The 26,923-nt window shown below is 48.2% G+C and carries 20 protein-coding genes; 10 read left to right on the top strand and 10 right to left on the bottom strand.

Features of this window, described 5'->3' with window-relative positions:
- Window positions 1-66: 66 nt before the first annotated feature.
- The gene (locus L0156_04645; protein ID MCI0602281.1) at window positions 67-1,413 is read right to left on the bottom strand and encodes a sigma-54 dependent transcriptional regulator; all 1,347 of its coding nucleotides are present in this window, start codon (window positions 1,411-1,413) and stop codon (window positions 67-69) included.
- A gap of 5 nt (window positions 1,414-1,418) precedes the next feature.
- On the bottom strand, window positions 1,419-2,015 hold the full coding sequence (locus tag L0156_04650; protein MCI0602282.1) for a hypothetical protein: 597 nt from the start codon (window positions 2,013-2,015) through the stop codon (window positions 1,419-1,421).
- A gap of 141 nt (window positions 2,016-2,156) precedes the next feature.
- Here L0156_04650 and L0156_04655 point away from each other — a divergent pair, with 141 nt between their 5' ends.
- The 3 genes from L0156_04655 to L0156_04665 are packed head-to-tail and all read left to right on the top strand — an operon-like array spanning window position 2,157 to window position 4,904.
- On the top strand, window positions 2,157-2,777 hold the full coding sequence (locus L0156_04655) for a hypothetical protein (GenBank protein MCI0602283.1): 621 nt from the start codon (window positions 2,157-2,159) through the stop codon (window positions 2,775-2,777).
- Between the two features lie 37 nt (window positions 2,778-2,814).
- Complete coding sequence (locus L0156_04660; protein MCI0602284.1) at window positions 2,815-4,434, top strand: VWA domain-containing protein; 1,620 nt, start codon at window positions 2,815-2,817, stop codon at window positions 4,432-4,434.
- Window positions 4,431-4,904: a DUF192 domain-containing protein gene (locus L0156_04665; GenBank protein MCI0602285.1), complete on the top strand. Its 474-nt coding sequence runs from the start codon at window positions 4,431-4,433 to the stop codon at window positions 4,902-4,904. Before L0156_04660 ends, L0156_04665 begins: the two co-directional genes overlap by 4 nt.
- 56 nt (window positions 4,905-4,960) lie before the next feature.
- Here the strand turns inward: L0156_04665 and L0156_04670 are convergent, their stop codons facing one another.
- The gene (locus L0156_04670) at window positions 4,961-6,013 is read right to left on the bottom strand and encodes an ankyrin repeat domain-containing protein (GenBank protein ID MCI0602286.1); all 1,053 of its coding nucleotides are present in this window, start codon (window positions 6,011-6,013) and stop codon (window positions 4,961-4,963) included.
- Window positions 6,014-6,048: 35 nt separating this feature from the next.
- Window positions 6,049-7,131, bottom strand: coding sequence for a small ribosomal subunit Rsm22 family protein (locus L0156_04675; protein ID MCI0602287.1), 1,083 nt, complete (start codon window positions 7,129-7,131; stop codon window positions 6,049-6,051).
- 76 nt (window positions 7,132-7,207) lie between these two features.
- Between L0156_04675 and L0156_04680 the strand changes: the two genes are divergently transcribed.
- Window positions 7,208-9,436, top strand: a complete 2,229-nt coding sequence (locus L0156_04680) for an FdhF/YdeP family oxidoreductase (GenBank protein MCI0602288.1) — start codon at window positions 7,208-7,210, stop codon at window positions 9,434-9,436.
- Window positions 9,437-9,509: 73 nt separating this feature from the next.
- Window positions 9,510-10,358, top strand: coding sequence for a pirin family protein (locus L0156_04685; GenBank protein MCI0602289.1), 849 nt, complete (start codon window positions 9,510-9,512; stop codon window positions 10,356-10,358).
- A gap of 5 nt (window positions 10,359-10,363) precedes the next feature.
- Here the strand turns inward: L0156_04685 and L0156_04690 are convergent, their stop codons facing one another.
- Window positions 10,364-12,028 (bottom strand): amidohydrolase, encoded by a 1,665-nt coding sequence (locus tag L0156_04690; GenBank protein ID MCI0602290.1) that lies wholly within the window; start codon window positions 12,026-12,028, stop codon window positions 10,364-10,366.
- A gap of 23 nt (window positions 12,029-12,051) precedes the next feature.
- On the opposite strand from L0156_04690, the gene L0156_04695 reads away from it, so the two are divergent.
- Window positions 12,052-13,236, top strand: coding sequence for an MFS transporter (locus tag L0156_04695; protein ID MCI0602291.1), 1,185 nt, complete (start codon window positions 12,052-12,054; stop codon window positions 13,234-13,236).
- Here the strand turns inward: L0156_04695 and L0156_04700 are convergent.
- The 5 genes from L0156_04700 to L0156_04720 form a co-directional block, all read right to left on the bottom strand.
- Window positions 13,229-13,771: a hypothetical protein gene (locus L0156_04700; GenBank protein ID MCI0602292.1), complete on the bottom strand. Its 543-nt coding sequence runs from the start codon at window positions 13,769-13,771 to the stop codon at window positions 13,229-13,231. The two genes, L0156_04695 and L0156_04700, sit on opposite strands and share 8 nt — an antisense overlap.
- 15 nt (window positions 13,772-13,786) lie before the next feature.
- Window positions 13,787-15,286, bottom strand: coding sequence for a SpoVR family protein (locus L0156_04705; GenBank protein MCI0602293.1), 1,500 nt, complete (start codon window positions 15,284-15,286; stop codon window positions 13,787-13,789).
- 67 nt (window positions 15,287-15,353) lie between these two features.
- Window positions 15,354-16,460, bottom strand: a complete 1,107-nt coding sequence (locus L0156_04710; GenBank protein MCI0602294.1) for a DUF444 family protein — start codon at window positions 16,458-16,460, stop codon at window positions 15,354-15,356.
- A gap of 1 nt (window position 16,461) precedes the next feature.
- Window positions 16,462-18,543, bottom strand: a complete 2,082-nt coding sequence (locus L0156_04715; protein ID MCI0602295.1) for a serine protein kinase — start codon at window positions 18,541-18,543, stop codon at window positions 16,462-16,464.
- A gap of 208 nt (window positions 18,544-18,751) precedes the next feature.
- Window positions 18,752-20,485, bottom strand: coding sequence for a DUF3352 domain-containing protein (locus L0156_04720; protein MCI0602296.1), 1,734 nt, complete (start codon window positions 20,483-20,485; stop codon window positions 18,752-18,754).
- Window positions 20,486-20,626: 141 nt separating this feature from the next.
- Between L0156_04720 and L0156_04725 the strand changes: the two genes are divergently transcribed.
- The 4 genes from L0156_04725 to L0156_04740 all read left to right on the top strand — a co-directional run.
- Window positions 20,627-22,684, top strand: coding sequence for a protein kinase (locus tag L0156_04725; protein ID MCI0602297.1), 2,058 nt, complete (start codon window positions 20,627-20,629; stop codon window positions 22,682-22,684).
- Window positions 22,685-22,694: 10 nt separating this feature from the next.
- Window positions 22,695-23,849 carry a hypothetical protein gene (locus tag L0156_04730; protein ID MCI0602298.1) on the top strand — a complete coding sequence of 385 codons (1,155 nt, stop codon included), beginning with the start codon at window positions 22,695-22,697 and terminating at the stop codon, window positions 23,847-23,849.
- Window positions 23,846-26,044: a PEGA domain-containing protein gene (locus L0156_04735; GenBank protein ID MCI0602299.1), complete on the top strand. Its 2,199-nt coding sequence runs from the start codon at window positions 23,846-23,848 to the stop codon at window positions 26,042-26,044. Before L0156_04730 ends, L0156_04735 begins: the two co-directional genes overlap by 4 nt.
- A 148-nt stretch (window positions 26,045-26,192) precedes the next feature.
- On the top strand, window positions 26,193-26,923 hold a 731-nt coding region (locus L0156_04740), incomplete at its 3' end, for a ribonuclease H-like domain-containing protein (protein MCI0602300.1).

Below are 26,923 nucleotides of genomic sequence, written 5' to 3' on the forward strand. Positions count from 1 at the left end.
ACGCAGAGAAATGGAAGTGAATGATTTTTTTTCTCTGCGTCTCCGCGTCTCTGCGTTAATAAAATCCTATTCTGGGCGGGAGATGTTGTAGTGTTTCATCTTCTTATAAAGATGGCTTCGTTCCAGGCCCAGGATTCGCGCCACTTTGCTGATTTGCCAGCGGTTGTCTTCCAGCGTTTTTAGAATGAGTTCCCGTTCCGTATCTTCCAATCGCGAATAAAGCAGAGAGCTTCGCCTGGATTCGTTTTCTGCGACCGGGCGTGGCAGCACCCGATGCACATCTTCTGAGGTAATCTGTTGCGATGTTGCCAGAATCATGAGCCGCTCCATCAGATTCCGCAATTCCCGAATGTTGCCCGGAAAATCATAGCGGCATAACAATTGGGTGGCTTCCTCGCGGATTTCCAGTGGCTTGATGTTATTTTCCTCGCACACGCGAATCAAGAAATGGGACACGAGCACCGGCAAATCCTCGCGTCTTTCGCGCAAGGGTGGAACCAGAACCGGAAAAACATTTAAACGATAATATAGATCTTCGCGAAACATTCCTTTCTTGACTTCCTCCTCCAGTTTCCGGTTTGTGGCTGCCAGAATCCGCACATCGACCAGAATTTCTTTCTGACCACCCACACGCTGGATTTCATTTTCCTGTAATGCCCGCAAGATCTTGGGTTGCAAACTTACCGGGATTTCCCCAATTTCATCCAGAAAGAGAGTGCCACCGTCCGCCTGTTCGAATTTGCCGATGCGCTGTTGAATGGCTCCCGTGAATGCGCCTTTTTCATGGCCAAACAGTTCACTCTCAAACAATTCCTGGGGAATGGCTGCGCAGTTTACTTTCACAAAAGGCTTATCGCGACGGGAACTCTTTCGATGAATCGCATATGCGATCAATTCCTTGCCGGTTCCGCTTTCTCCGGTAATCAGCACTCGTGTATTTTTGCCCGCGACCCGATCGATCTGATCCCGCAAACTTTTCATCGCCTGCGATTCACCCACCAGTTGATACTTGCGGTCCAGATCCCGGAAGGAATCGGATTTTTCCCGGTTCAACCGCGAGAGCTGATGCGCGTTCCGAACGGCGATCAGGAGCTTTTCTTCATCCGTCGGCTTCTCAAAAAAATCAAACGCGCCCTTCTTGATTGCTTCTACCGCTTTAGACGTACTGCCGTGCGCTGTCAGCAAAACAACCGGAACATAGAAGTCAATTTCGCGAATCTTTTCCAGAAGCTGAATTCCATCCAGGTCCGGCAGCTTCAGATCGAGCACAATACAATCAAAAGAACTTTTCCTAACTTGCTCCAGCGCCTCCGATCCATTCTCAACAGCGGTTGCCTGAAAACCATGAAGGTCGAAAAACCGGCTCAAAGACGTGCGGATATTTTTCTCATCATCCACGATCAGAATTTTCATCTGGTCTATTCTAATAGAGCCGAACTGGCTTTCGTGCTGTTTTTCAGCGAGGGAAATTCTTGTTGCGAGGGTTGTAACATGCGGAGCAGTTTTTGTTGCAAATCTTCACCGGCGACACTGTTTTTCTTCTCAAGCAGATCACGGAATTCCTGATATTCCCCCGCGCTGATGACGCCCCGTGCTGCGATGCGCGCGAGATCTTTCAACTCTTCCTTCTTATCAGGTCCCTCATCGCCACACCCTCCCATAATTGTTAGCGATTCAAATACGTCCATGTCTTCACGTCGAATCGCTTCCTGCCACAGCTGAAACATCTCCCCTTCTGAAATAGATCCGGAATCCTTCAACTGTTTCATCTGCTCGATTTCCTTCGCGAGCGTAGGCGCTTTGTATATGGTTCCTCCCATGAGAGTGATCACGTTCGTGCGACGAATCACTGAATCTGTGATTTCGCCGTAATCGGTCCTTGCCTTTTTCAGGCGAACAATTTTCTCGGCAAGCGTGGGCAAGAGAATGTCCGTTCCACCCCAGACCGTAACAACAATGTTATCCGGGTCTTTCGGACGAACTTCGGCTCCTCCCCAAATTGTGAAGAAAAACATCGCTTTCTCTCCTGCCTATTTAAGATTAAACCGCCAAGACGCCAAGACGCCAAGTATTAATCCTATCAAAGTAGACGAAGGAAAGGGGTGGTTAGTTTTCACCGGGACGATAACAGGATAAAATTAGGGTCGAGGTTGAACATGTTTTCATCCGGCGCAGATATCGATTTAAAACGTTTAGAAGAAGAAATCCGTAAAGAGATCGAAGAGAAGCGGAAAAAACTTTTCACTGATGAGGAGCTGCAGGAGCTGCAACAACTCGAGCTGAAAGTGATCACGAACCCTGACCGCATCAGGACCTACTTTCTGAAAGAACTGGAATTTGAAAAGCCAGATCTCGAGTTCTACAAGACTGACTACAACATCGATCTAAAAACTTTTGTGTACTCCGCCAGCTCCGGTTTCCTGATGAAACTTCGGCAATGGTTCAAACCGTTTTTCCGCTTGTACGGAAACATTGACGCTCTCATCTTCAAGCAAGCGATGTTCAATCGCGAGCAAACGAATTTCAATTCGGCAATAGCCGGTACGCTCGAAAAACCTTTCCACTACATCCGTGTGCTTCATACCTTAATGAATTATCTTGTTTCGGAACTGACAAAGTTGAACTTGCAGCACCAGATGCTAAAAAGCCAGGTGGAAGCTCTCGCATATGATGTGGATCAACTTCGCAAAAGAGAACGATTGCTCGAAAAAATGGCTGTGCTAAAAGAAGAAGAATTTAACGCAGAGACGCAAAGACGCAGAGAAAAAAAAGAATAAATTTCTAAAACTCTGCGTCTCTGCGTTAAAAGATTTTATGGTGCAGTTTTCCAATCCGGCGGCGCTCTGGTTCCTTACTCTGACTATTCCGATTATTCTACTGTATCTCTTGAAACGGCGTCGATTGGACAAAATCGTACCCAGCACAATGCTTTGGAAGCAGGCGCTTGAAGACACACAGGCCTACACGCCGTTTCAAAAACTGCGAAGCAATCTTTTGTTACTGCTGCAGCTTCTTGCAGTGGTTCTACTCACTGCATTGCTCGCGCAGCCCTATTTTCCCAGACCCTCAAAACAATCCCGCCAATGGATCCTGGTGATTGACGCTTCGGCTAGCATGCAGACGGAAGATGAAGCTCCGAATCGTTTTGAGGCTGCAAGAAAGAAGCTGAGAACTGCGATGGAATCGATTGAAGCGGCGGATGAAGTGATGCTCATCGCGGTTGGTTCCGAAGCGTCCATCCTGCAAAACTTTACTTTGAATCATGAAATCATTCGCAAGAAGCTCAGTCAATTGGAAACAGAAGATGTTGCGGGGCAATGGGAACAGATTCTTCTCATCCTGAAACCGCTTCTAAAGAGATCCCCAAAGCCTATCGTGATGATTGCGTCCGACTTTGCAAATTTTCCTCTGGAAGCCATGCAGGCGTTGAACTTTGATGTCTTGCAGGTTGGGCATGCAATTGAAAATCTAGGATTCACCCGCGCAGTGATGGAACCGCTGGCGGACACAATGCAAGAACAATTGCTCTTCTTTCAGTTGAAAAACTTCTCCGGCAACAACAAGAAAGCGGATGTAGAAATCGAACAAAATAATGAGCTGCTGAACGCCTTCGAGTTCCATCTTGGTCCTATGGAAGAAGCAGAAAAAGCTTTTCGCGTTCCGGTCGTGACCGCCGCGCAATTCAGAATCCGTTTAAAACCCGAAGATCTTTTTTCGCTGGACAATGACTTTGTTCTGATGGCTCATCCCCGCGCCAAAATTCAGACGCAGTTGGAAGTTGACAACTCCTTTCTAAAACGAGCGCTTCAAGTTCTGCCTGCTCTCGAAATATTGCCATTGGCTCCCATAAAAATTTCCAACCGGCTTCAGGATGCTGCCGGTCTGTACTTCCTTCGGGGTGAGGTCCCGGATATTCATCCCATTGTTCAATGGAATCAGGCCGCCTCGCCCTTGCGCTTCGTGGATGCCGGAATCTGGCGAATCTCGAATTATCAAATCCTGGAACCTCCCGCCGGCTCGCAGGTTTTACTCGAAACCTCAAAAGGAGTAGTCGGATATTTGCAGGAGACCGGTGGTGTGCGTAAAGTCGTCCTCGGCTTTCAAATGGAAGACACCAATCTCGCTTTGCTTGCCGGTTTCCCCATATTTGTGGAGAATGCGATGGAATGGATTCACGCGGGACTTCACCCTGATAAGCCCACCCTTACCGGGCATGAATACACGCAGGAAGGAGAAATCGATTCCGGAAAAGGCTATGTTAATTTCGCAGACACGCGGGAGTCTGAATTAACTCCTGCAAGAATTCAAACGCGCTCAAAACCTGAAACGAAAGCGACAGTCCTGCGTCACGATTTTTCAAATTGGTTCTTGATGGCATTGCTCGGGGTTATTATTCTAGAATGGTGGGTATTTCATCGAAAGGAATCAGTATGAGAACACTCGTATTTCTGCTTCCTATTTTCATTGTTCTGGCTTTTGGTATTCGCTCCACTCTCGCGGCACAAAAGCTTCCTGCAATCACAGTATTAGTGAATGCCACAGTGAAAATCGAAGCGGAGCTTGCTTATACGGATGCCAATCGGTCACGCGGGCTGATGTTCCGCGAAAATATGCCCTCTGATGCGGGAATGCTTTTTGTTTTCCCCGAACTGGATGTGCACAGCTTTTGGATGAAAAACACGCTGATCCCTCTGGACATCCTGTGGTTGAATGAACGGAAAGAAGTGGTCTATCTGGTCACTGCTCAACCGTGCAAAACGAACCCCTGCGATTCCATGGTTCCGTTACAAAAGTCGAAGTATGTGCTGGAAGTAAACGCTGGTTTTGCAAAGAAGCACAAAATCGATATCGGTTCGCAGATAGAATTCACGATCCCCGCGGAAATCGAGAAGAATCTGCGGTAGGGGCGACCCTTGTGGTCGCCCACGACGGGCAGGCACAAGGCCTCCCCCTACAAAGATTACCGAACCGAAGTGAACCCGGACCAGCCCCAGGAGGAACCTGGTGAAGAGTTTTTCCTGGTGCCCCTGGCAATCACGATATTTTTATAGTCCTTAACCCCCGCCTCACGGAGAATCTGTAGAATTCCCATTTGTTTGCCTTCCATTGCAAATTGCCAGGCTGTAAATCCAAAGTTGTCCTTGGCGCTCACATCGGCGCCGGCTTGAATGAGAACGCGCGCAATATCCGGGAACCCTTTAATCGAAGCCCACATCAATGGAATTCTCCCCTGTTTATCTTTTCCATTTACGTTTGCCCCGCCCGCGACCAGCGCTCTTACCATATCGATATTGTTTTCAAACGTCGCAATTTTAAGAGGAGTCCAGCCGGCTGTCGTGGTTGCATTCACGTCGGCGCTTTTGGTAATCAAGAAATGCGCGACCTCGATGTATCCTTTGTGAAGCGATTCAATCAAAGGAGTATTCCCGGAATAGTGAACTTTCATATTCACATCTGCTCCGGCATCCACGAGAGCTTTGATTACAGTCAGATTGCCGTTCGAAGTTGCCCAGATTAACGGAGTCCATCCAAGTTTGTCGTAAGCATTCACATCGGATTTCGCTTCAATCAGCGCATGAACAGCTGTAATGTGTCCTTTATGAGAGGCCATCATCAGCGCTGTTTCATCACTGTTGTTTTTTGCATCCGGCCCGGCGCCAGCATCGATCAAGGCTTTCAGCGTAGCGAGTTGATTGCTCTCCGCAGCCCACATGAGCGCAGTTTTTCCTTCTATGTTCTGAGCGGAAATGTATGCCCCACGGTTGAGCAGCTGCTGTAACGTCTCCAAACGTCCGCTTTCAGCAGCCCACATCAGAGGTGTATTGCGGTCTTTATCACGCTCATTCACGTTCGTTCCGTTGGTCAAATGATGATTAATCTTTTCCTGCTGATTCTGTTTTATCGCCTCGATCAAACTGTCTTTCTGAGGGACTGGTTTTGTCGCTGCCTGCAACCACCCTGAAAAGCTGATAACAATACAGATGGCCGCGGCTGCTAGTCTGAGTAACTTCATGTTAAATACCTCGCTCATGGCTGAAATATGTTGTACTACGAAAGCCTCTCCTGATTCAAGGGAAAGGATACGACATCACCCCGTTCCCAATTTTGGATCTGGTTTCGCCCTTCCTTAGTTAGAGGGCGATTCATTCGAAATTCCTTCTTTTCACCGTCACTGGTACAGCCTGTAAACACCAGCTTCTTTCTCTGTCTAAAAACCGGTGAGATCAGCCGGAATGAAAAAGAGGAAACGGCCGGGGGCGCCTGCTTGCCTAACGCGAGGAAACTGAATTTTAAAACATGCACCTGACGATAGAGGTGGCGATTCAGGAAAGCAATGCTCGCCGGAAATCTCCAGGATCTGACCTCATGGCACCAGAATTTGCCTTCTTTCAACAGTGGGCATAAACGATGATGAAGGCATGGCCCCCATATCTGCAGATCCCCTTGTTGACTGATGTGATCTCTCCATGCTTCCAGCGTCTCGGAAGTGGATCGAAGAGCAGGTTCCATAACGATGATCATTCCTCGCTCCGTTAGGGCATTTGCGAGTAAGGTCGTTGTCTGTCTAATAGAGAATCCGGATTCGTTGAACGAGAACGAAGCAAGGATGAGATCCCATTTTCTATCTGGTTTCTTGATCCAACGCCATAAATCGCCTACGTGACACTCGAACTCCAGTTGAGGCCACAGGCTGGCAATTTTTTTCATGTGCGAAAGAGCAACGGTTGACCGGTCGATTGCGGTTACTCGCGGAGCGTTGAAGAATGAAGCTGCACTGAAAGATGCAGGGCCTGCTCCCGAACCAAGATCCAGTATCGAAACGGGTCCGGAAGGTTTCCATCCTCTGGAGAGAATTTCCTGCATCACAAATTGAGTGCGCGCGTAACTCTGTGGAAAAAAGAAAAGACCATAGGCACAAAGGTTTGCAGGATCTGTGAAATAGTCTTCAACAAGCTCAGATCTTTCTTTCGTAAAGCGATCGCTTAAGCCTTGTATTCTTTGAACGAGCTGATGCTCCTTCTCCTGCAGTGAGTTGCATCCGAGCAAATCTAAAGTTACATTTATCCACCAATCCTCTAGAAAGCGCGGATAGTCGGCTAAATATTGCATATTGAAGATTGCATATTGCATAGGGCAATCCTCATGCACTTTGCATTATGCAATCTGCGATATGCAATACTCTAAGTATATTTAGGACGCACTAAATATGAAGAAACATCAGGGCCATGGAACCAGAATTGTAAGCTGGGTTCCATTCGGTCTTGGCAAAACCAAACCGCATCACTTCCGTGAGATGGCTCAGGTTGTCTGGGAGAACCGCGACAACCTTGCTTATGCGTCGCGCATTCTGTTTCATGGTGTCTGCGACGGCTGTTCGCTGGGCCCTTACGGATTACGGGATCATACGATTGAAGGAATTCATCTATGCATGACCCGTCTGCGCATGCTCCGCATGAATACTATGAAGGCGCTGGATGTAGGCAGGCTATCAGACGTTCCGGCTCTTCAGTCAATGAGCGGGGAGGAGCTCCGAAATCTGGGACGGCTCCCTTACCCGATGATCAGAAAACGTGGTGACAAAGGTTTTCGGCGAATCTCGTGGGAGGAGGCCATGGCGATCGCCGCAAAGCATTTCCAAGGAACGGAACCACAGCGATTCGCCATGTACACGACTTCCCGTGGACTCACCAATGAGGTTTACTACGTTGCCGGCAAATTCGCCCGTCTTCTCGGAACCAATAACGTGGACAACGCCGCTCGTTTGTGTCATGCAGCAAGCACCACTGCGCTCAAGCAGACAGTAGGAGCAGCCGCATCAACCTGTTCGTACCGGGATTGGATCTGGACAGAATTGATTGTGCTGGCAGGAGCGAACATCGCGAACAATCAACCTGTTTCTACAAAATATCTGTACTATGCAAAAGAAAAAGGCGCCCGAATTATTGTGGTAAATCCATACCGCGAACCGGGACTCGAACAGTACTGGGTTCCTTCTATTACAAAAAGCGCGCTTTTCGGAACGCGTTTGATGGATGAATTTTTCCCGATCACTGTTGGAGGAGACGTTGCCTTTTTTAACGGCATCACAAAAATTTTGATTGAAAACGACTGGTTGGATCAGGAATTCATTCGAAATCACACGAACGGATTTGAGGAACTAAAACAGTCGCTGGCGCGGCAAGATTGGGAAACCCTCGAAAGACATTCCGGCACGAGTCGTAGTGAGATGATGCGATTTGCAAAACTGTACGCTGGAGTAAAAACAGCCGTTTTTATCTGGAGTATGGGATTAACGCAGCACCGCTTTGGAGTTGAGAACGTCAAATCACTTGTGAATGTCGCGCTGGCACGCGGCATGATTGGACAGCCAAATATGGGTCTCGTTCCAATTCGTGGTCATAGCGGCGTGCAGGGAGCTGCTGAGGTCGGATCCGTTCCAACAGATTACTTTGCCGGCCTTTCAGTAAATGTAGAAAATGCCGGCAAACTGTCAGACGTCTGGGGGTTTTCCGTTCCTTTTGAAACGGGATTATCGGCGCCGGAAATGATGGATGCAGCGCATGCAGGAAAGCTGGATATTTTCTACATAGTTGGTGGAAATTTTCTCGAAACCATGCCGGAGCCGATTCATGCGCGCGAAGCCCTGGAACGCGTGCCGCTGCGGATTCATCAGGATATCGTTCTCAATTCATCTATGTTCGCTGAACCAGGCGAAACAGTAATGTTGTTTCCCGCGAAGACACGTTATGAACAGAAAGGGGGAGGCACCATTACAAGCACGGAACGCAGAATTCGATATTCCCCTGAAATCCCGGGACCTCGAATCGGCGAAGCATGCTCGGAATGGGAAATCATGGTGAATCTAGGGCAACGGATCTTGCCTCCTGACAAACGGAGATTTTTGTCATTTGAAAGTGCAGAAGCTATCAGAGAAGAAATGGATTCAGTGATTCCCCTATATAAAGGGATTTCCGATCTGAAAAAGGAGAAGGATTCATTTCAATACGGAGGGGCACGGATTCTAAATGATGGGATCTGTCAAAATCTGCCGGATCAGAAAGCGCGTTTTTCTGTTCTGGTTCCACAGAATGACATCCTGAAACCCGGAGAGTTTTATTTGACGACAAGACGAGGCAAACAATTCAACAGCATCATTTACGGTAAGGAGGATCCTTTGATCGGCAGCAAAGGGCGCAATGAAATTTATTTGAATCCGGAAGATGCTGAACGGGTGGAATTCAAGGAAGGAGATCGTATCCTCTTGAAATCCGTTGTGGGCGAGTATCAGGGTATTTGCAGGATCGGACCATTGCATCCAAAAACGGTGCAGGTTTTCTGGCCGGAAGCAAACGTGCTGATTTCCAGGCGGACCGACCCCGCTTCACACGAACCGGATTACAACACGATAGTAACAATTCACCGCAGAGAACGCTGAGACCGCTGAGAAAAGAATCTCAAGTTTTTGCTCCGCGGTCTCCGCGATCTCTGCGGTAAAAAAAGGAGGTGTTATGCAAGCAAGAAAAGTAGCAGACGTCATTCGACCCACGCAGGTTATGGAAGGAGCCGGCGTCAAGCTAAAACGGAGCTTCCCTGCAGGACGTTTGAATTATCTCGATCCATTTCTTTTGCTGGATCATTTTGGTTCTCCGCATGCGGAAGATTATGTGGCCGGTTTCCCGATGCATCCGCATCGTGGAATCGAAACCGTAACCTACGTCCTGAAAGGGGAAGTGCTGCACAGAGACAGCATGGGGAACCAAGGAACCATTACAGTGGGAGATGTGCAGTGGATGACTTCCGGTCGCGGAATTTTGCATGAAGAGATGCCTCAAGTTCGTCCGGGAGGAATGGATGGTTTTCAATTGTGGGTAAATTTGCCGGCAAAGCATAAGATGACCAAACCGCGTTATCAGGATGTGCGGTCCAATACGATCCCTCAATTTACAAGCAATGATGGCGCGCTGATTCGCGTTGTTGCTGGACAAATTGGCGACGTATCCGGACCCGTGACTGAAATCGCCGCCGAGCCACTTTATATCGATGTTACTGTTCCGCCTAAATCTACTTTTCAACAGCCGATTCCAAAGGGACACAATTCTTTCGCATATGTATTTGAAGGTAGTGGAAAATTCGGCGCAGAGGCGGTAAAGATTGATCAACCTGCACTGGTAATTTTCGGCGATGGTGATTCCGTAAATGTATTCACGGAAAATGATCCTGTCCGTTTCTTGCTTGTTGCTGGAAAACCGCTAAATGAGCCGGTCGCCCGCTATGGACCGTTTGTTATGAATACAAAAGCGGAGATTGATCAGGCCCTGGAAGATTTACGCCGCGGTACGTTCGTCCGCCCGGAATAGCTCCTTCAGTTCTTTGGCCACACAACTTGCCCGCCGACGATGGTCGTTTCCGCTTTCACGTCCTTGATCCTTACCGGATTGATCTGAAAGATGTCATCACTCAAAATCACAATGTCAGCAAGTTTGCCAGGAGTGATCGAGCCCTTTTCCGTGTCTTGAAACTCTGCAAACGCTGATCCCATTGTGTATGCAAACACTGCTTCTTCCACTGTAATTTTTTCTTCAGGCACCCAGCCTTGCGGATTCTTTCCATCGAGCGTAGCGCGGGTTACAGCCGCATAAATTGTTTCCATTGGATTTAACGGCGCGACACTCCAATCGGTACCTAAAGAGAGTTTCACACCGTTCTTCAAAAAAGTTCGGAAAGCATATGTGGTGCGAATTCGATCACCGATTCGTTTCTCCGCCCAGCGTCCATCATCGATTGCATGATAGGGCTGAACGGAGGCTATCACCTGCAGGTCCGCAAATCGTTTGAAATCTTTTGCCGCAACGTGTTGTGCATGTTCTATTCGCAATCGCCGGTCCTGTATTCCATTCTTTGCAACGACTTCCTGAAACAGATCCAGCATTATGGAGATTGCCTGATCACCGACCGCATGCATGCAAAGCTGCAATCCGGAGTGATCCGCCTGGATGAGACGTTCCCGTATTTTCTCCATAGGAATCATTTCATCCGACAACAATCCGCGATCGCCAGGCGCATCCAGATATGGCTCAAAAAAATATGCGGTCGTGGAACCCAATGACCCATCGGTAAAACCTTTCAGCGCCCCGGTGCGAAAATAACTAGACCCGAATTTTTTTCGCAGACCCAGTCTGGCTAGAGCCTCCCACTGCGTTTCGTTCGGCACGGCGTACATTCGCGCAGTAAGTTCCCCCTTTTCTGCGAGCTCAGCGTACACACCCATATCGGCAAATTCTGAATTCATCTCCTGCAGGCTTGTAACTCCGAGCGATGCAGCATGTTGTAGCGCTCTTCGAATGACTTCCGTTCGCTGTCGATGTGTTAGCGACGGAATGATTTTGTACACATGAGACATCGCAGCATCTTTTAAAACGCCGGTCGGATTTCCTTTTTGATCTCTGACGATGGTCCCACCGGCAGGATCCGGTGTTTTTGCCGTCACATTGGCCATTTTCAATGCAAGCGAGTTTGCCAATGCCATGTGCCCATCGTAACGGTCTACAAAAACTGGATGTTTTAAGGTAGCCGAATCAATCCACTCCCTGGTTGGTAACTCCGGAGGATTCCATTGTTGATCATCCCAGTTCCCGCCCAGGATCCATTCTCCTTCGGGGACACTTGTTGCTCGCGCCGCTATTCGTCTCACAAACTCTTCACGCGTAGGCGCATCCTTCAAATTCACATTGGCCAGTTGCATTCCACCGGATACAAAATGAACATGCGAGTCGTTAAATCCGGGCAATACCAGTTTCTCTTTAGCATCAATCACTCGCGTTTCTGAACCTCGCCACGCTTCTATGGCGTCACGTTTTCCAACAGCGATGATTCGATCGCGCCAGATGGCGACCGCTTCTGCATGCGGCTGCTTTTGATCTACGGTGTAAATCTTTGCATTCGTGATGATCAAATCAGCCTGGGGCGCAGTTGCAGTAGACATAGATATACACAGTAACAAAAATACGAACAAAAATACGATTTTCATTTCCACAGTATATTTAGCTTCTTATGCCATTGCGAACCTGGATGGAATCGAAAAGGAACATACTGGTGATGCTTGCCTGCGTTCTGGTTTTGGGGATGGCCGAAGAACTCTGGACACGATTCGTTCCGAAATACTTGGAGTTGCTGGGAGCTACGGCATGGATCATCGCAATCTATGGAACGTTGAAAGATTTGCTGGACGCCGTTTATCAGTATCCCGGCGGATGGCTGGCGGATAGGATCGGACGAAAAAATTCTCTGCTGTTGTTCACCTTCCTTTCCATGATTGGCTACCTGGTTTATCTGCTGGCCGGTTCCTGGCTGTGGATCCTGATCGGCACGTTCCTTGTAATGGCGTGGAGCAGCCTCACTTTGCCCGCGCTTTTTGCGATTATCGGCGACCATCTTCCGGCAACAAGCCGCGCAACCGGCTTCGGCGTGCAATCCATCATTAAGCGCATCCCCATCATTGTCGCCCCGGCAATCGGTGGATTGTGGATCGCTCGTAGCGGTCTTTCCGATGGCATGAAAGGCGGACTGATGGTTGCCATCGCACTGGCCATCCTGGCGCTCTACATTATTAGAAGGTTTTACAGTGAAACATTGCCGGAACGGACAGAAGGGATCCGGATTCTGGATCTATGGCGGCAGCTTCATCCGAGACTCAAACAGCTCCTGATTTCGGATGTGCTTGCACGATGGGCGGAAGGAATCCCAAAAGTTTTTGTTGTGCTTTACGTCATGAATATTCTGAAGCTCAATGCGTTCCAGTTTGGATGGTTGACCAGCATTCAAATGATTGCATCCATCCTGTTTTATCTTCCCCTCAGCCGCGTCGCGGACCGATTCGAAAGAAAGCCGTTAGTGTTTCTGACTTTTGTTTTCTTTGCGTTGTTTCCTCTGTCCGTAGTGCTGTCGCACTCTTTTTCCTGGTTGATCCTGGCATTCGTGATCGGTGGACTTCGAGAAGTGGGAGAGCCGGCCCGGAAAGCCGTGATCGTCGATCTTGCTGCTGCAAACCTGCGTGGAAGAACGGTGGGCCTGTACTATTTGATTCGCGGACTGATCGTTTTCCCTGCTTCTCTGCTGGGCGGATGGCTCTGGACCCTCGACCCGACAATTCCGTTCTATACAGCTTTCGTCATCGGCGTAGTCGGCGCCCTGTACTATTTGCGCAGCCGGGACGGCCGCGCTACTTTGATTACATGATTTCGATCAGGTCATCGACCAGTTTCTGGAACTGCTTCTTGGTAACCGGGAAAGAAACGCGCCGGCGGTTCTCTTCGTCCTCTCTCCTGTTCGTGTACCGGTGCAGCGAAACATAGTTCCTGTAACCGAACCATTTTCCCGCCTTCAGAATCACTTCGAAATAGGAAAGATTGCCATCCTGAATCTCCGGCTTTTCACTCCGCATTTGAACCGCGTTGGTTGTGCTGTCCAGTTCAATAATCTTCAGCGGTTCCATCAAATAGTTCACTCGTTTCTCGATGGTCTCTGCTACTGTTTTCAAATAGTCCGCAATGTCCACCTTTTCCCGAATACTTTTACTGATTTCAATCGAATTCAGTAGAAATCCGATCGAATCCGCCTGCGCTAAATCTCCTTTTACTGTTACTTCTGCATCCGCCCACTCAAACACGTAGCTGCCCGAATGATGTAGGCGCACGATCGAGTCCCTCGAATCAAAATCTTTTTGTTGAAACGCCGATTCGATTGCGTTCAAAATCTCGCTGGCGTTACTCATTTTTTCCTCCAGTGCTTATAAGCTGCTTGTTATGTTCAGTTCGATATGATCCTTGCCATCGAACGAAAATAGCTTTCCGCGATCGCTCATTTTTGTTTCCAGATGGCAGGTTCTCTTCCAAATGTCGTAAATATTCTGGAGCGTGTCTTTTGCATACTCGACATCCAGATCAATCCCCTCATGTTTGTGGTACAGGTACAATTCGCCCCGATTCTTAAAATTTCCATCGATCACATGGATGATCGGCTGACCCGAATTGGTCAGCTGGAACAAAAGCTTTTCCTTGATCGCCCGGAAATCACGATCGGAAATTTCATACATACCGGTCACATCATTGTATTTATAAGCAAAAAGCTTATGATTTTCACAGAATTCTTTTGTCAGATAGTTGTCGATCATCGTAATATCATTTGCCACGCGCCGTACCTCAAATATTTTCTGGCGTCCCAGCCCAAGATGTTTATCCCAATTCTTCCGTACATCCATGTCGTCGCATTCTTCATATTCCTTGCCGAACTTTCCTTTGTTCCAGCGGTCTTCAATGTCTTTCCAAAGCTCTATCCCCAGCTTGTAAGGATTCAGCGTGCCGGGACTTGTTCCAAGCGTTCCTGAATGATGATCGGCGTAGTCGACGAGTTCCGAATCCTTCAGACATTTCTCGGTCATGATCGTGGAGTGCCAGTAGGAGGCCCATCCTTCGTTCATGATTTTCGTCACTCGTTGCGGAGCAAAGTAGTAGCTTTCATCGCGGATGATGGAAAGAACTACTTTTTGCCAGTTCTCCATAGGAGCGTGGTCGATCAGAAACATCAACAAATCTTTTTCCGGTTGTTCCGGAAATTTCATTGCCTGGGTCTTTCGTTCGGCAATCTTCCGCTTCTGATCTTCAACAAAATCCGGAGGGTTCACGAAACCATCCATGTAATCTTTAGAGCGCAATTTTATGGAGATTTCCCTGTCATCATCCTCTTCTTCTTCCACCGGTTCACGCTTTGCAACCTGATGGCGTTTGATGAAAAGGGAATGGTAATCAATCATGTCGTCAATCGAAAGACAAGTATCCAGAAATCCTTCTACCTTGTCGTAACCGTACTTTTCGGCATAGCGGCGGATGATGGTTCCATGGTTTGCCATTCCATCCATCATTTTTCGGTTGGTCGCTGAAAACCACTGGTTATTTTTGAAAAAATCGGTGTGGCCGTAAACGTGAGCGATCACAATCTTTTGATCGACCAGCGCGTTGTTTTCCATCAAGTAGGCATAGGAAGGATCGTTGTTGATCACCATCTCATAGATCTTGTGCAGGCCATAGGCATAAGATTTTTTGAGGTGTTCGTACTCCATGCCAAAGTTCCAGTGTGGATAGCGCGTGGGAAAACCGCCGTAGCTCGCGACTTCATTGATTTGATCGAAGTCCAGAATTTCAAAGATGGTCTCAAACGGATCGAGCCCGTATTCAAGAGCGTATGCCTTGATCTCATCGCGCAGTTTTCCGAGCTCAGGACTAAGATTCATATTTGCAGTAGCGCGGACGTCTCGTCTGCGCAGCTCCACAGGCGAGACGCCTGTGCTACTTTGCTATTCATCGCCCTTTACCGAGGAATGCCTTGATCGAATCATAGATTTCATCCTTGCTATTGATCTTTGAAGTGATCAACCGTGGATCCTCCGGAAAAGCTTCTTCCAATCCGTAAAGGAAGTCTCCGCTGCCGTACGCGGATTTAACCTGTCCGTAGCAGAACAGATTGATCTTCTGCAATAAATCTTTTTCCAGAATCGATACGCATTCTGCCGTATCACCGCCATCCCAGTTATCACCGTCCGAAAAATGAAAGAGATAAATATTCCAATCCTGCGGTAAAAACTGTTCCGCAATCATCCGGCTTGCCAGCTTATAGGCGGACGAGATTTTCGTGCCGCCACCTTCCCGAATGTAAAAGAACGTATCATGGTCGACTTCTTTTGCAACGGCATCGTGAACGATGTAGCGCAATTCAATGTGATTGTATTGAGAGCGAAGCCAGGTATCGATCCAGAAGGATTCCAGGCGGACGATGTCCTTTTGTTCCGGCCCCATCGATCCTGAAACGTCCATCATGTAGATGATGACTGCGTTGCTTTCCGGCAGGTCGCTCAATTTCCATGAACGAAAACGCTTGTCTTCGCGTATCGGTACGATGATGGGATCGTCGTAATTGTAGGTGCCTGAAATGATCTGGCGTCTGAGAGCTTCTTTGTAAGTGCGCTTGAAGTGACGCAAAGATTCCGGACCGCTGCGGCTGATGCCGGTGTATCGATCCTTTTCCGTTACAATATTTTTCTTGCCGCGTGGTTCGACATTCGGAAGCTCCAGCTCTTCACCCAGGATCTGCGCAAGCTCTTCGAGTGTGATCTCCACTTCTAATAAATGCGAACCTGGAGAATCTCCCGCTTTTCCCGAACCATGCTGTGGATTTCCCGGACCCAGCGCAGTGCCGACATCTCCGTCTCCCTGTCCTACGCCTCCGGTCTGGTGAGGATCAAAACGAAATCGGGGAAGATCGATGCGCGGAACCGGAATGCTGACGATGTTCTTCCCTTTCCTCCCGATCAACTCCCCTTGCGTGATGTATTTTTTGAGCTCTTTTTTGATTTTGCCGCGGACAATTTGCTTGAAGCGGCTATGGTCCTGCTCAATTTTTGCGACCAAATTATCTTCGCGCCTCCTTCTTCACGTCCCCACGTGCGAAGATACTGGCTACAAAATTCAGAACGTCCGTCGCGCATACATCGCAGTAGCCGTAGCTATTGATCATCCGGCTCTTTACAATATCAATCTTCTCCTGCGTCTCCTTGTCGATAACGCTGGAAACGAGACTGGAAAGCTTGATTGAATCTTTCTGGTCTTCAAATAGCTTCATTTCCAGAGCGCGGTGCAATCGTTCGTTGGATTTGTAATCAAAAGTCTTACCGCCTACCGCTAAAGCTCCGATGTAATTCATCACTTCGCGCCGGAAATCCTCCTTGCGGTTTTCCGGAATATCGATCTTCTCTTCAATCGACCGCATCAAACGTTCATCCGGTTCCTCATCCATACCGGTGTACTTGTTTTTGACTTTTTCACCCTGCGTGTAGGCTTTGACGTTGTCGATGTAATTTGAGCAAAGCCGTTTGATTGCTTCTTCATCAACGGAAATTGCGCGCTGCACTTCGTTCTTGGTGATTTCTTCGTACTCCTCTTTCACCATCGCCAGCAATTCCTTGAAACGCTTTCGCTGTTCTTCGCTTGTGATCAGGCTGTGGTGCTTCAATCCTGATTCAATCTCGTTCATCACCATGAAAGGATTGACGCACGCTTCATTCATGTCACTGACAAGAGCGTTCGAAATCTTATCCTGTATGTAACGGGGGGAAATTCCGAACATGCCTTCCCTTTTGGCTTCTTTCTTCAGCTCTTTGATGTTGTCTGCGGTAAAGCCGGGCAGAGTTTTCCCGTTATACAATTTCAGTTTCTGCATCAGCGTTAGCTGCGCGTGTTTTGGATCTTCCATTCGCGTGAGGACCGCCCACATGGAAGCCATTTCCAGTGTGTGCGGCGCAATATGTTTCCCGCGGATCTTTTCAGGATTGTAGTCCTTCTTGTAAATCTTGATTTCATCATCCAGACGCGTGATGTACGGAATATCGATCTTCAAAGTACGATCACGCAAAGCTTCCATGTATTCGTTGTTTTGCAGCTTCCGGTATTCCGGCTCATTTGTATGCGCAATGATCACTTCATCAATATCGGTCTGGGCGAATTTCTTCGGCTTGATGCTGTGTTCCTGCGACGCGCCCAGGAGGTCATAAAGAAAAGCGACATCAAGCTTCAGCACTTCGATGAACTCAATCAGACCGCGGTTGGCAATGTTGAACTCACCGTCAAAATTAAAGGCCCGCGGATCGGAGTCAGAACCGTATTCGGCGATTTTACGGTAATTGATATCGCCCGTTAGCTCGGTGGAATCCTGATTCTTTTCATCCTTCGGCTGAAACGTCCCGATCCCCAGACGGTCTTTTTCGGACAGAATGATCCGTCTGATCGGAACGTGATGAATCACTTTCTGCCAGTCCCCATCGTACTTTTTCATCATTTCGCGATACGTATAACGGCAGGAAGGGCAGAGATCTCCTTCGATATAAATGTGCTTTTCCGATGGTTTATCGGTGTTGATGGTTTGCAGAAATTTTTCGCGAAGCTCCATCGGGATCAAATGCAACGGTTCTTCGTTCATGGGGCACCAGCGGACTTCCTGCCGCCCGCGCCGTTCCGGATCCTCCGAAACAACCCATCCGAAAGAGTAAAGCGCCCCATCGTCTGTCCGCGAATACTCTTCGAGTCCGCGTTTAATCAACCGGACGATCGTGCTCTTGGAACTTCCCACAGGACCATGGAGAAGCAAAACGCGTCGCTCAGGACCATAACGCTGCGCAGCGGAACGGAAAAACTGAACAAGGTGCATCAGGGATCGTTCCAGTCCGTAAATCGCATCGCCACGCGAGAAATATGGATTCGTGAAAAAGTTGTATCGAATTACTTTTTCTTTGCCATCATAAAATTCCTCATAACCATGGGACATGATCATGTCATAAATGCGTTGAAAAGCAGTACGGGCGAACCTGGGATTGCGGGAAACCATGGAGAGATATTCATCAATCGTCCCCTCCCAGTGCAGTTTCCGGAAACGCTCCGGATCGACCATTTCGTTCAGGGATGCCAGAATATTCTGGCCGTCAATTATGCTCTCTTTCATAGGTTAAGAGCCTCCACACTCAATCATAAATAATATACCTGTCGTCAAAGATTTGTGCGGTTTTTTTTTAAACCGCCAAGGCGCCAAGGACGCCAGTAAGCCTGGTAGTTGCAGAGCATTTGCCCTTTTGAGCCGATAAACGATTATCTTTACAGAAAAGGTCTTTTACTTATATGGACGTGCAGACTTCACGGCAAATGCTCTGCCACTACTTTAATGTAGCGGAAAGAATCGCGGGCAGAATCAGGAAACTGGTGGGAACAGAAGAGTGCGCTTGATAGCGAACGCCTTCCTCTTCTACGATCACATACGAAGCAGATCCAAACAAACTTTTTGACAAATCGTTCATCTCTTCCAGCAAGCCATATTCACGAATCCACCGGCGCTCCGTTTCGTTCGATTGTGCCTGCAATACCGACGCATACCGATGCAAGGTTGCCTGCGTGTTTGTATAAGAAATGCCGTTCATTTCAGCTGGAAATCCTTTCGTAACTCTTTGAAAGTCCGCGTTTGTTGGAAGATTCTTTTTATTTTTCATCGAATCAATCGATTGTTTTACAAAGTCCTGATGCGAACCAAAATAAAACCAGGTGCCTTCCAGCCAAAAAGCAGGAACTGCGCTCGTTCCACCGGCTTGCACTTCCAGCACCTGCAACGTTTTCCCCTGGTACAGCTCCGCTTTGCGTCGGATGCCACGCTCTTCTCCCAGCACTACCAAACGTTCCAGCAAACTCCGAAAATGATCCGGCTTCTTCACTTCCAGCGCAAAAAAGTAGCGTGTCTCAGACGAGTTTCCGGTTTCACCGGCCGAGTCATAAGCAAAACTGAATTGGTTTCCGATCGGTTCCACCAGATCGCGCTGAAAATTGAAGTCGAAGTAACCGGTAAGAAAATCGAAAAGAGATCGCCATTCGGAAAACTGCTTGCCTGAAAGCACGCTTTCCACCTGCGTTTGAACCTCCTTCCACATATGCATACCATCCGGAAGAGTGCCCGCGCCAGCGGCATGGCTGGTCGCTGGAAGAAAGGCTACGCCGGAAAGTTTTTGCGGTTTCTGTTGCATAAAAACCTTTGCAATGCCCTGTCGCTTTTTATCCACAGTGACGTATCCTTCCTCACGAAAACCTTCCCCTTCAAATCCGATGCTATACGCAACGCCACCGATCGCTTCGATTCCGGAGATTTTTATGAACGCCGGCCAGTACAACTCCGCCTGTCCCTTGAGGCCACTTCGCATCATTTGAATTGTGTTTTTCGCGTTCAAAAAAAAGAGAATGCCTCGTTTGAAATGTACTTCATCTTTTGCATCCTCAAAAACCTCACTGCTCCGCAGAGGTTGAAGTTTTTTGGCTTTCACATCCAGGATCACTTTCATCCCCACTTCTGAAGAAGTGACAATAAGGTGATGATCCAGAAAGGTGTAACAGGGAGAAACATTTTTCGGGAAATCGTCGCTGGTATATTTGAAGTATTGCTGATTCTGGTACGTCAACGGAGCTTTATGCAAGTGTGGGAACCGGCGCTTCAGACCCGGATCGAGCTTCATTTCCAGAAACTCATGCGTCTGTTTGACCTTCCGGACGTATGCCAGCAACACTCCCGACTGCACCCCCGTAACTGGCACAGCGGCGACGGCTATTTCGCGGGTAAACTGCGACAGCAAAGGGCGTGGGTCCACACCAGCCACCGATTCCGTAAATCTCATCAGCCTCTCGACGTGATACTGGTACAGCTTTTTCCGCGGAGAGGTAGCGATTTTCTTCCACAACAACGTCTCCGATCCCTTCTTGTGCATCTGATCCACTCCGGAAAAGGTCAGATAAACGGCCGTATTTTCAGGAAGAATTCTCTCCGGATAGTTTCTGTCCGAATAAAGGAAGAACCAGTAAACGCCGGCTCCCGCAAGGACCAATATCAAAAGCGCGATGAGAGCTTTTTTCATGCCTATTCCATCACTTCAAAAATGCTGCTAAGTCTACAGGAATCAATATCTTTGCCTTGAAAATCCAAAGACGGATATGTTAATATAAGTTCCGTTTCAGCGGAATGAAAGCGGGGTATGTTTCCCTCCTCAAATTAAAGTATGCAACAGCCTCCCGAAAAGATCGATAAGTACCAAATCTTATCAGTACTTGGCAAAGGCGCGATGGGGGTTGTTTATCACGCCTATGATCCTGTCGTTAAGCGGGATGTCGCAATCAAACTCCTGTCCGCTATTGGTTCTGAGGAAACGGAGCTGATTTCCAGGTTCGAGCGGGAAGCGCGTCTGGCCGGTGGATTGCGTCATCCGAACATAGTCACCATCTACGACATGGGGAATTTTGAAGGACGACCTTACATTGCGATGGAGTACCTTCTTGGCCGCGATTTGCAGCAGGTCATCCGGCAAAAGGTAGAGCTCACTTTTGAACAAAGAGTTGAAGTAATACTGCAAATTGCAAAAGGGCTGGACGCGGCGCATACAAAAGGAATTATCCATCGCGATATTAAACCCGCGAATATCCGTTTGCAGGATGACAACACCGTCAAGATTATGGATTTTGGCATCGCGCGCATGGGAACATCCGAGCTCACGCGAAGCGGCTACATCATTGGAACTCTGCAGTACATGTCGCCGGAACAAATTTCAGGAGATCAACTGGATCCGCGAAGCGATATTTTTTCAACCGGTGTGATGGCGTATGAGCTGTTTACATATAACAACCCTTTCAACGGCGAACACACGGTTGATATCATGTACCGAATCTTGAACGTGCGGCCGCAACCTATCCAGAATCTGCCTGAAGAAACCGGCACTGAGCTCAATCAAATTATCATGCGGGCTCTGGAAAAGAATCGCGAATTGCGTTATCCAACGGCAAAAGAACTTTCCGCCGATTTAGAAGAGTATTTGTTCTACTTAAAGAGTTTGAAATTCCGTCGCAAATCCACTACACCGCTTCCGGTTTATCAGGAAGGTGTTACGCAAGCGATTCCGCTGGACCAGGTAGCAAAACCGGCCACTGTAGAAAATGAAGTATCTGCAACTGTGGCGACGGACGTGCAAAACATGCCCACGTTCAACATGCCTTCTCCCACTTTTGGTGTGCCGCCCCCTCCGGAAAAAGTGCCCAGAACAGGGATTGGAGCGAACTATTCAGAAACTGCTCAGGTGCTGATGCACCGGCCTTCCGTTTGGTCAGAGAAAAAATTTTACATTCTGGGAGTTGTAATGGCGCTTCTGTTCGTTGGAACGCTGCTTTACTTTGGCACACTGGGAAAAGGAGGGGACACGCTGGCCATCATCACAAATCCGGTTGGCGCAGAAGTTCTGGTGAATGGTGAAAAGATCGGCATAACTCCCACATCGTTACAGGACCGCAAGGATATGGATCTCACTTTCCGGTTGGAGGGTTACAAGGAACAAGTCGTTCCCCTGAAGAAAAACGCTTGGCCGACTGAGTTGAACATTACTCTGGAACCGGTAACCCCGACGAAATTAACTGGAAAAACGGAAATCACTCCTGTTGTTCCAACGAAAAAAATCATACAGCTTGTGACGAATCCTCCCGGCGCATCCATCAGCCTGGATGGCCAATCTCTTGGACAAACGCCGAAAGAAATCACTTTAGAGAACGAGCAACCGCGTCAACTTGTTCTGAAAATGGATGGGCATGAGGATGTCACAAAAACCGTGGACACATCCACCCCCGGAACGCTGACCATCGAGATGCCGCCAGCGGCTGCGCCACCTGGATTCATCAGGTACGGTGGATCTCATCGCGTGGCCATTATCAGTGGTTCGAAAGCCCTGAAAGGGAGTCCCATTCAGTTGGAACCAGGAACGCACAAATTGACTTTCCGTTCCACTAAAGATGCGTACATTCGCTTTACCAAAACCGTTGTAATTAAGTCGGGAGAGACGGTGGTCGTTCCCGCGCCCCCCATGGGCAAAATTACAATTAATGCGGTTCCAAGTAATTGTAAAATTTCTATCAATGGCGAATTCATTGATGTTGCTCCAATCTTAAGCTTGCCGATTCAAGCCGGCAATCACACTATTACCTTTAGCTGGGAAGCGTTGAACAAAAAGCTGTCCAAGCCCGTTACTGTAGAAGCTGCTCAAAGCCAGACGGTCACGGGGTTGGGAAAGGACGCCTGAGTTCGTTTTCATGAAACGTGTTTTCTTATCGTCTCTAATCATTCTGTTCTCAGCGCTATTCATACTCGCGAGTCCGCCTTCCGGAACGGACCAGGCCTTGCTCGAACAGGGAATCCAGCTGAAAAACAAGGGGAATTTGGTAGCAGCCTTCGACACTTTATCGACCATCAGAATCCTGCATCCTGACAGCGCTCTGCTGCCGGTGGCAGAGTACGAAATGGGTCTCACTTTCTTGTACGACAACCGTCCTGTAGAAGCCGCGCTGCAATTCCAGCAAGTAATCAGCAGATATCCCTCTTCCGAACAAGCGCGGCTCTCATTAAATATGAACGCAACTCTTTATCGACTGTACATCGCTCCTGTAACGAACAGACGTGTCTTTGTTCCGGATTCAGCTTACTCCGCAATCCTCGCAGAAATGGATAATCCGGTCGGGATGGCAATGGATTCGGAAGGGAAACTCTATCTCAGCGACCGCGGCAAAAAATCGTTTTACACGTTTGATCCGTCCGGCAAGATGATCAACAGCAGCACAATACTCTCTCCCTATTCGATCAGCGTTACACCGAAAAATGATGTTTTGATCGGCAACGATTCTACTTTATACACCACCACCGAATCCGTCTCGTTTCCCAGAATCAATCCGCAGACTCAAGCAAGCATGGGTTATCTGGAAGAAATCCGTTCGGCGGCGGTCAATAACAAAGGAGAATACTTTGTCATCTCCGGTAAAGTATCAGGAGTTTCCGTATTCGACCCGGCACGAAAGCCATTATCCAGGCCGGCGATTGGACGCGCGGAAGATTATGAAAAAGTGCTGATCAATGCCCTGAACAACATCCATCTCCTGAGCCGCAAAGGGGATTTCGTTCAGGTTTACGACCCGGAAGGGAAACTTCTTTTCGCTTTGAACAAAACCGGAAAGGAGATGACCTTCGGCAAATTCGAGGATTTTGCATTGGATTCAGCAAATCATATCTACATCCTGACGAACAATCCGAAAGGAGTTTTAATCTATTCACCTGCCGGAAAATTCTTGAGATTCCTCGGATCCGAAAAGACCTCTCCTATCTTTTTCGATGACTCCAAACTCATCGCGATTGGACCTGCGGGCAGCATTTACGTTTTAGATAAGGGCGTCAGAAGGATCATAAAACTAGGATGAACTACAGAGTCTGTTTTTTCATTTTGCTACTTTGCAGTTGTCTTTTTGCTCAGGAACTCCCTCCCGTCGATCAAGGGCCGGAAGAAGAACTGATTCCGGAAGAAGCGGAACTGCAAAAATGGAACAAAGCATTCGCAGATGCTGAAGGAGTTTTCAATTCCGAAAACCAAACCCAGAGCATCCCGCTGTTTCAAGACCTGGTCGGAAAAATCACCGCCGAAAAAATGAAAAGACCTCTCACCGAGCCGGAAAGACTTCTGCTGTATAGAAGTCTGGATTACCTCGGTAGAGCATTCTATGTAGAAGGACAGCAGGAAGAAGCAAAAAATGTATTCCTGAAATTAATCGAAAACGATCCCAATTACCGCTTGGACGAAGAACTGGTATCCCCCAAAATCATCGCTTTTGTGGAAGAGATTAAGTCTGAAAATCTCGGACAGCTATCGATCAGTTCTACGCCCCCGGAAGCCACGATTGAAATTGATGGCGTTCCGGTTGGAAAAACAGATCTGGCCACGCTTTACAGTTTGAAAGGGACTCATGAAATCGAAGTCATCCGGCCCGGTTACTTTTCTCAAATACAAACAGTGGAAGTGGTACCTGGAAAGACTCAGAAGATCAGTTTCAAACTCGAACGGAGCTCGAGTGTTGCATACTTCATAACGTACCCGAAAGGAGTTGAGGTCATTTTCCGTGATAAGTCTCTTGGTTTCACAGAAGGAACTGCTCCGGAACGCGCCCAGGCGACGGCAACGGAACGGAATCTGCCTGTAACGGAATTTTCCGCTGAGTTTCCAATCTCAGAACTTCAGCCTGGCGAATATGAAGTGACTTTCCAAAAACCATGCTGGGAAACGCCCAATCGCAGGCTGACCATCACAGCGAATGATGATTACTATTTCACGCCCATCATCATGGAACCGGCAAAAGCAACTCTCAATATCACGGCGGATGATCCTCAGGCAAATATTTTTATCGACAATGAATACAAAGGGCTCGCACCAAAAACAATCCAGACATGTCCCGGGAAACACGTGGTGAAGTTAAAAGGTCCTTTTGGAAAATTTGAAAAGCAGGTCGAGCTGAAGAACAACCAGGCAATGGAAATTTCGGCAAAGCTAAATCCATCCTTGTCCTTTTTGGGCATCGTTTCGTTCTCTGCTATGGCGAAGGCACAACTGGAAAGATTTCGCCAGGAAACGATCAAAGAACTGGAAGACTTGAAGAGCCTGAATTTCCAGGACAACAGCAAGTCACCCGACAGGGCTGCTCTGGAAGAAGCGATTCAGGAAATTGCAATCAGTCTGGAGGATGGAAAGCCTGACGGTTCACGCCAGGAAAAGATTCAACAGGTGTGCAGCAAAGTAGAATCGGACCTGCTGCTGTTCGGGCTTGTTCCGGAAAAAGCGGAAGAGCGCACCGTAGAATATTACCTGCTATCCAACTGGAGCTCGATGGCTGACATTCGCAAGATACAAACGAATAACCCTGCGCACTGGGCTGAATTCCAGGCGCAGTTGGAATATGATCAACCACTTTTTGAAAAAAGACTTGGCATTCAGTCCATGGATACGGCGATTACACCGGGTCCCGTGATTGCAAAGTTGACGCTCAAGACATTCCAGGAGACACAGCCCTTATTGATCGGTGATGTGGTAACAGCAATTCAGGATAAACCGGTAAAAACCACGGAAGAATTGCTTGCTGCAGCGCGCGAGCTGCAAAAAGAAGGAAATGTGCGTTTGAGCGTTTCGCGGGGAGGAACGCAAAGCACGATTCCTGTGCAATTGATGCTCAGTGCAATGGAAATTGATTACACGGATCCTAAAATACTCTTCAACCGCCAGATGGCCTCATTCAAGAAAGTTGCGGGGTTGGATCGTACCAGTGGACAGGAAAAGCATGTTGCCGCGCTCAATGTCGCGTTGTGCCATATGCATTTCAAAGAATATGACCGCGCATTGGACCAGCTGCAACAGGTTGAGCTGGATCGAGCGGTTGGAATCGGGCCGGGCACGGTTAAATTCCGCATGGCGCAGGTGTATCGCGCGCTGGGTCGATTGGATGAAGCCAAACAATCTCTTACAGAAGCGCTTCGAGCTCAGCAAAATACCATTGGATCGGATGATGGACTCCCACTCGCTGCCGAAGCGGAGAGACTTCAAAAGGCAATCAGCACTTCACCGGGTTCCTAGCGTCTCCGCGTCTGGCGTCTTCGCGTCTCCGCGTCCATAATAAAGGGGAGGCGCGAAGACGCCAAGATCAAAATGTTCTTTTCCTGTCTTGGCGACTTGGCGTCTTGGCGGTTCAATAAAGGCAAACCAGCTGTATGGGAATGAAGTAATGAGCGATAGACGTTATCTCGTTTTGGACATCGAAACGATCCTGGATTGGGAACTGGTCCGCTTAATTTTTGGGCTAAGCAGTGACTGCACGAAGGAACAATTGAAGCAGGAGCTCTACACCAAGTACAGCAGCGGTTTTGCGCCTCCGCCTTTTCATATACCGATTTGCATCGCACTAATTGATGTGGACTGTGAAACGTGCAAAGTGGTAAACGCGACTGTGCTTGAAAATTCCGATGAAAAAGCGCTCTTGCAGCAATTCTGGAAAGTAACTCGTCTGAGAAAAGGCACGCCGATTCGCAGCACATTCATCACGTTCAACGGCAGAGGGTTCGATCTCCCGTGTTTGTTCCTTCGATCGTTAAAACACCGTGTGCCGGTTCATGTGTGGGACCGAAACCGTTACTCCTTCGAATCGAGCCATGATGTCTGCGATGATCTGTCTGAATTTGGCGCCACCAGCAGACCTTCGTTGGATTTGATTTCCAAGCTTTTGGGCTTATCCGGAAAAACGGATACAAAAGGAAGCATGGTGGAGGATTTATATCAAAATGGCGAGAGGCAGCGGGTCAAAAACTACTGCATGGAAGATGCGCTGAACAGCTACCTGATCTGGCTTACCATCAAAATGGTTCGTAGCGAGATCACCGAAGAGAAATATCGGGAAGCCTTTGATTCAGCCAAAGAAATTGTGGAATCCTGCCGCGCCGTTACCGACAGCTTCTTCTC

Source organism: bacterium, from assembly GCA_022616075.1.
In the GTDB taxonomy this organism is placed as follows: Bacteria; Acidobacteriota; HRBIN11; order JAKEFK01; family JAKEFK01; genus JAKEFK01.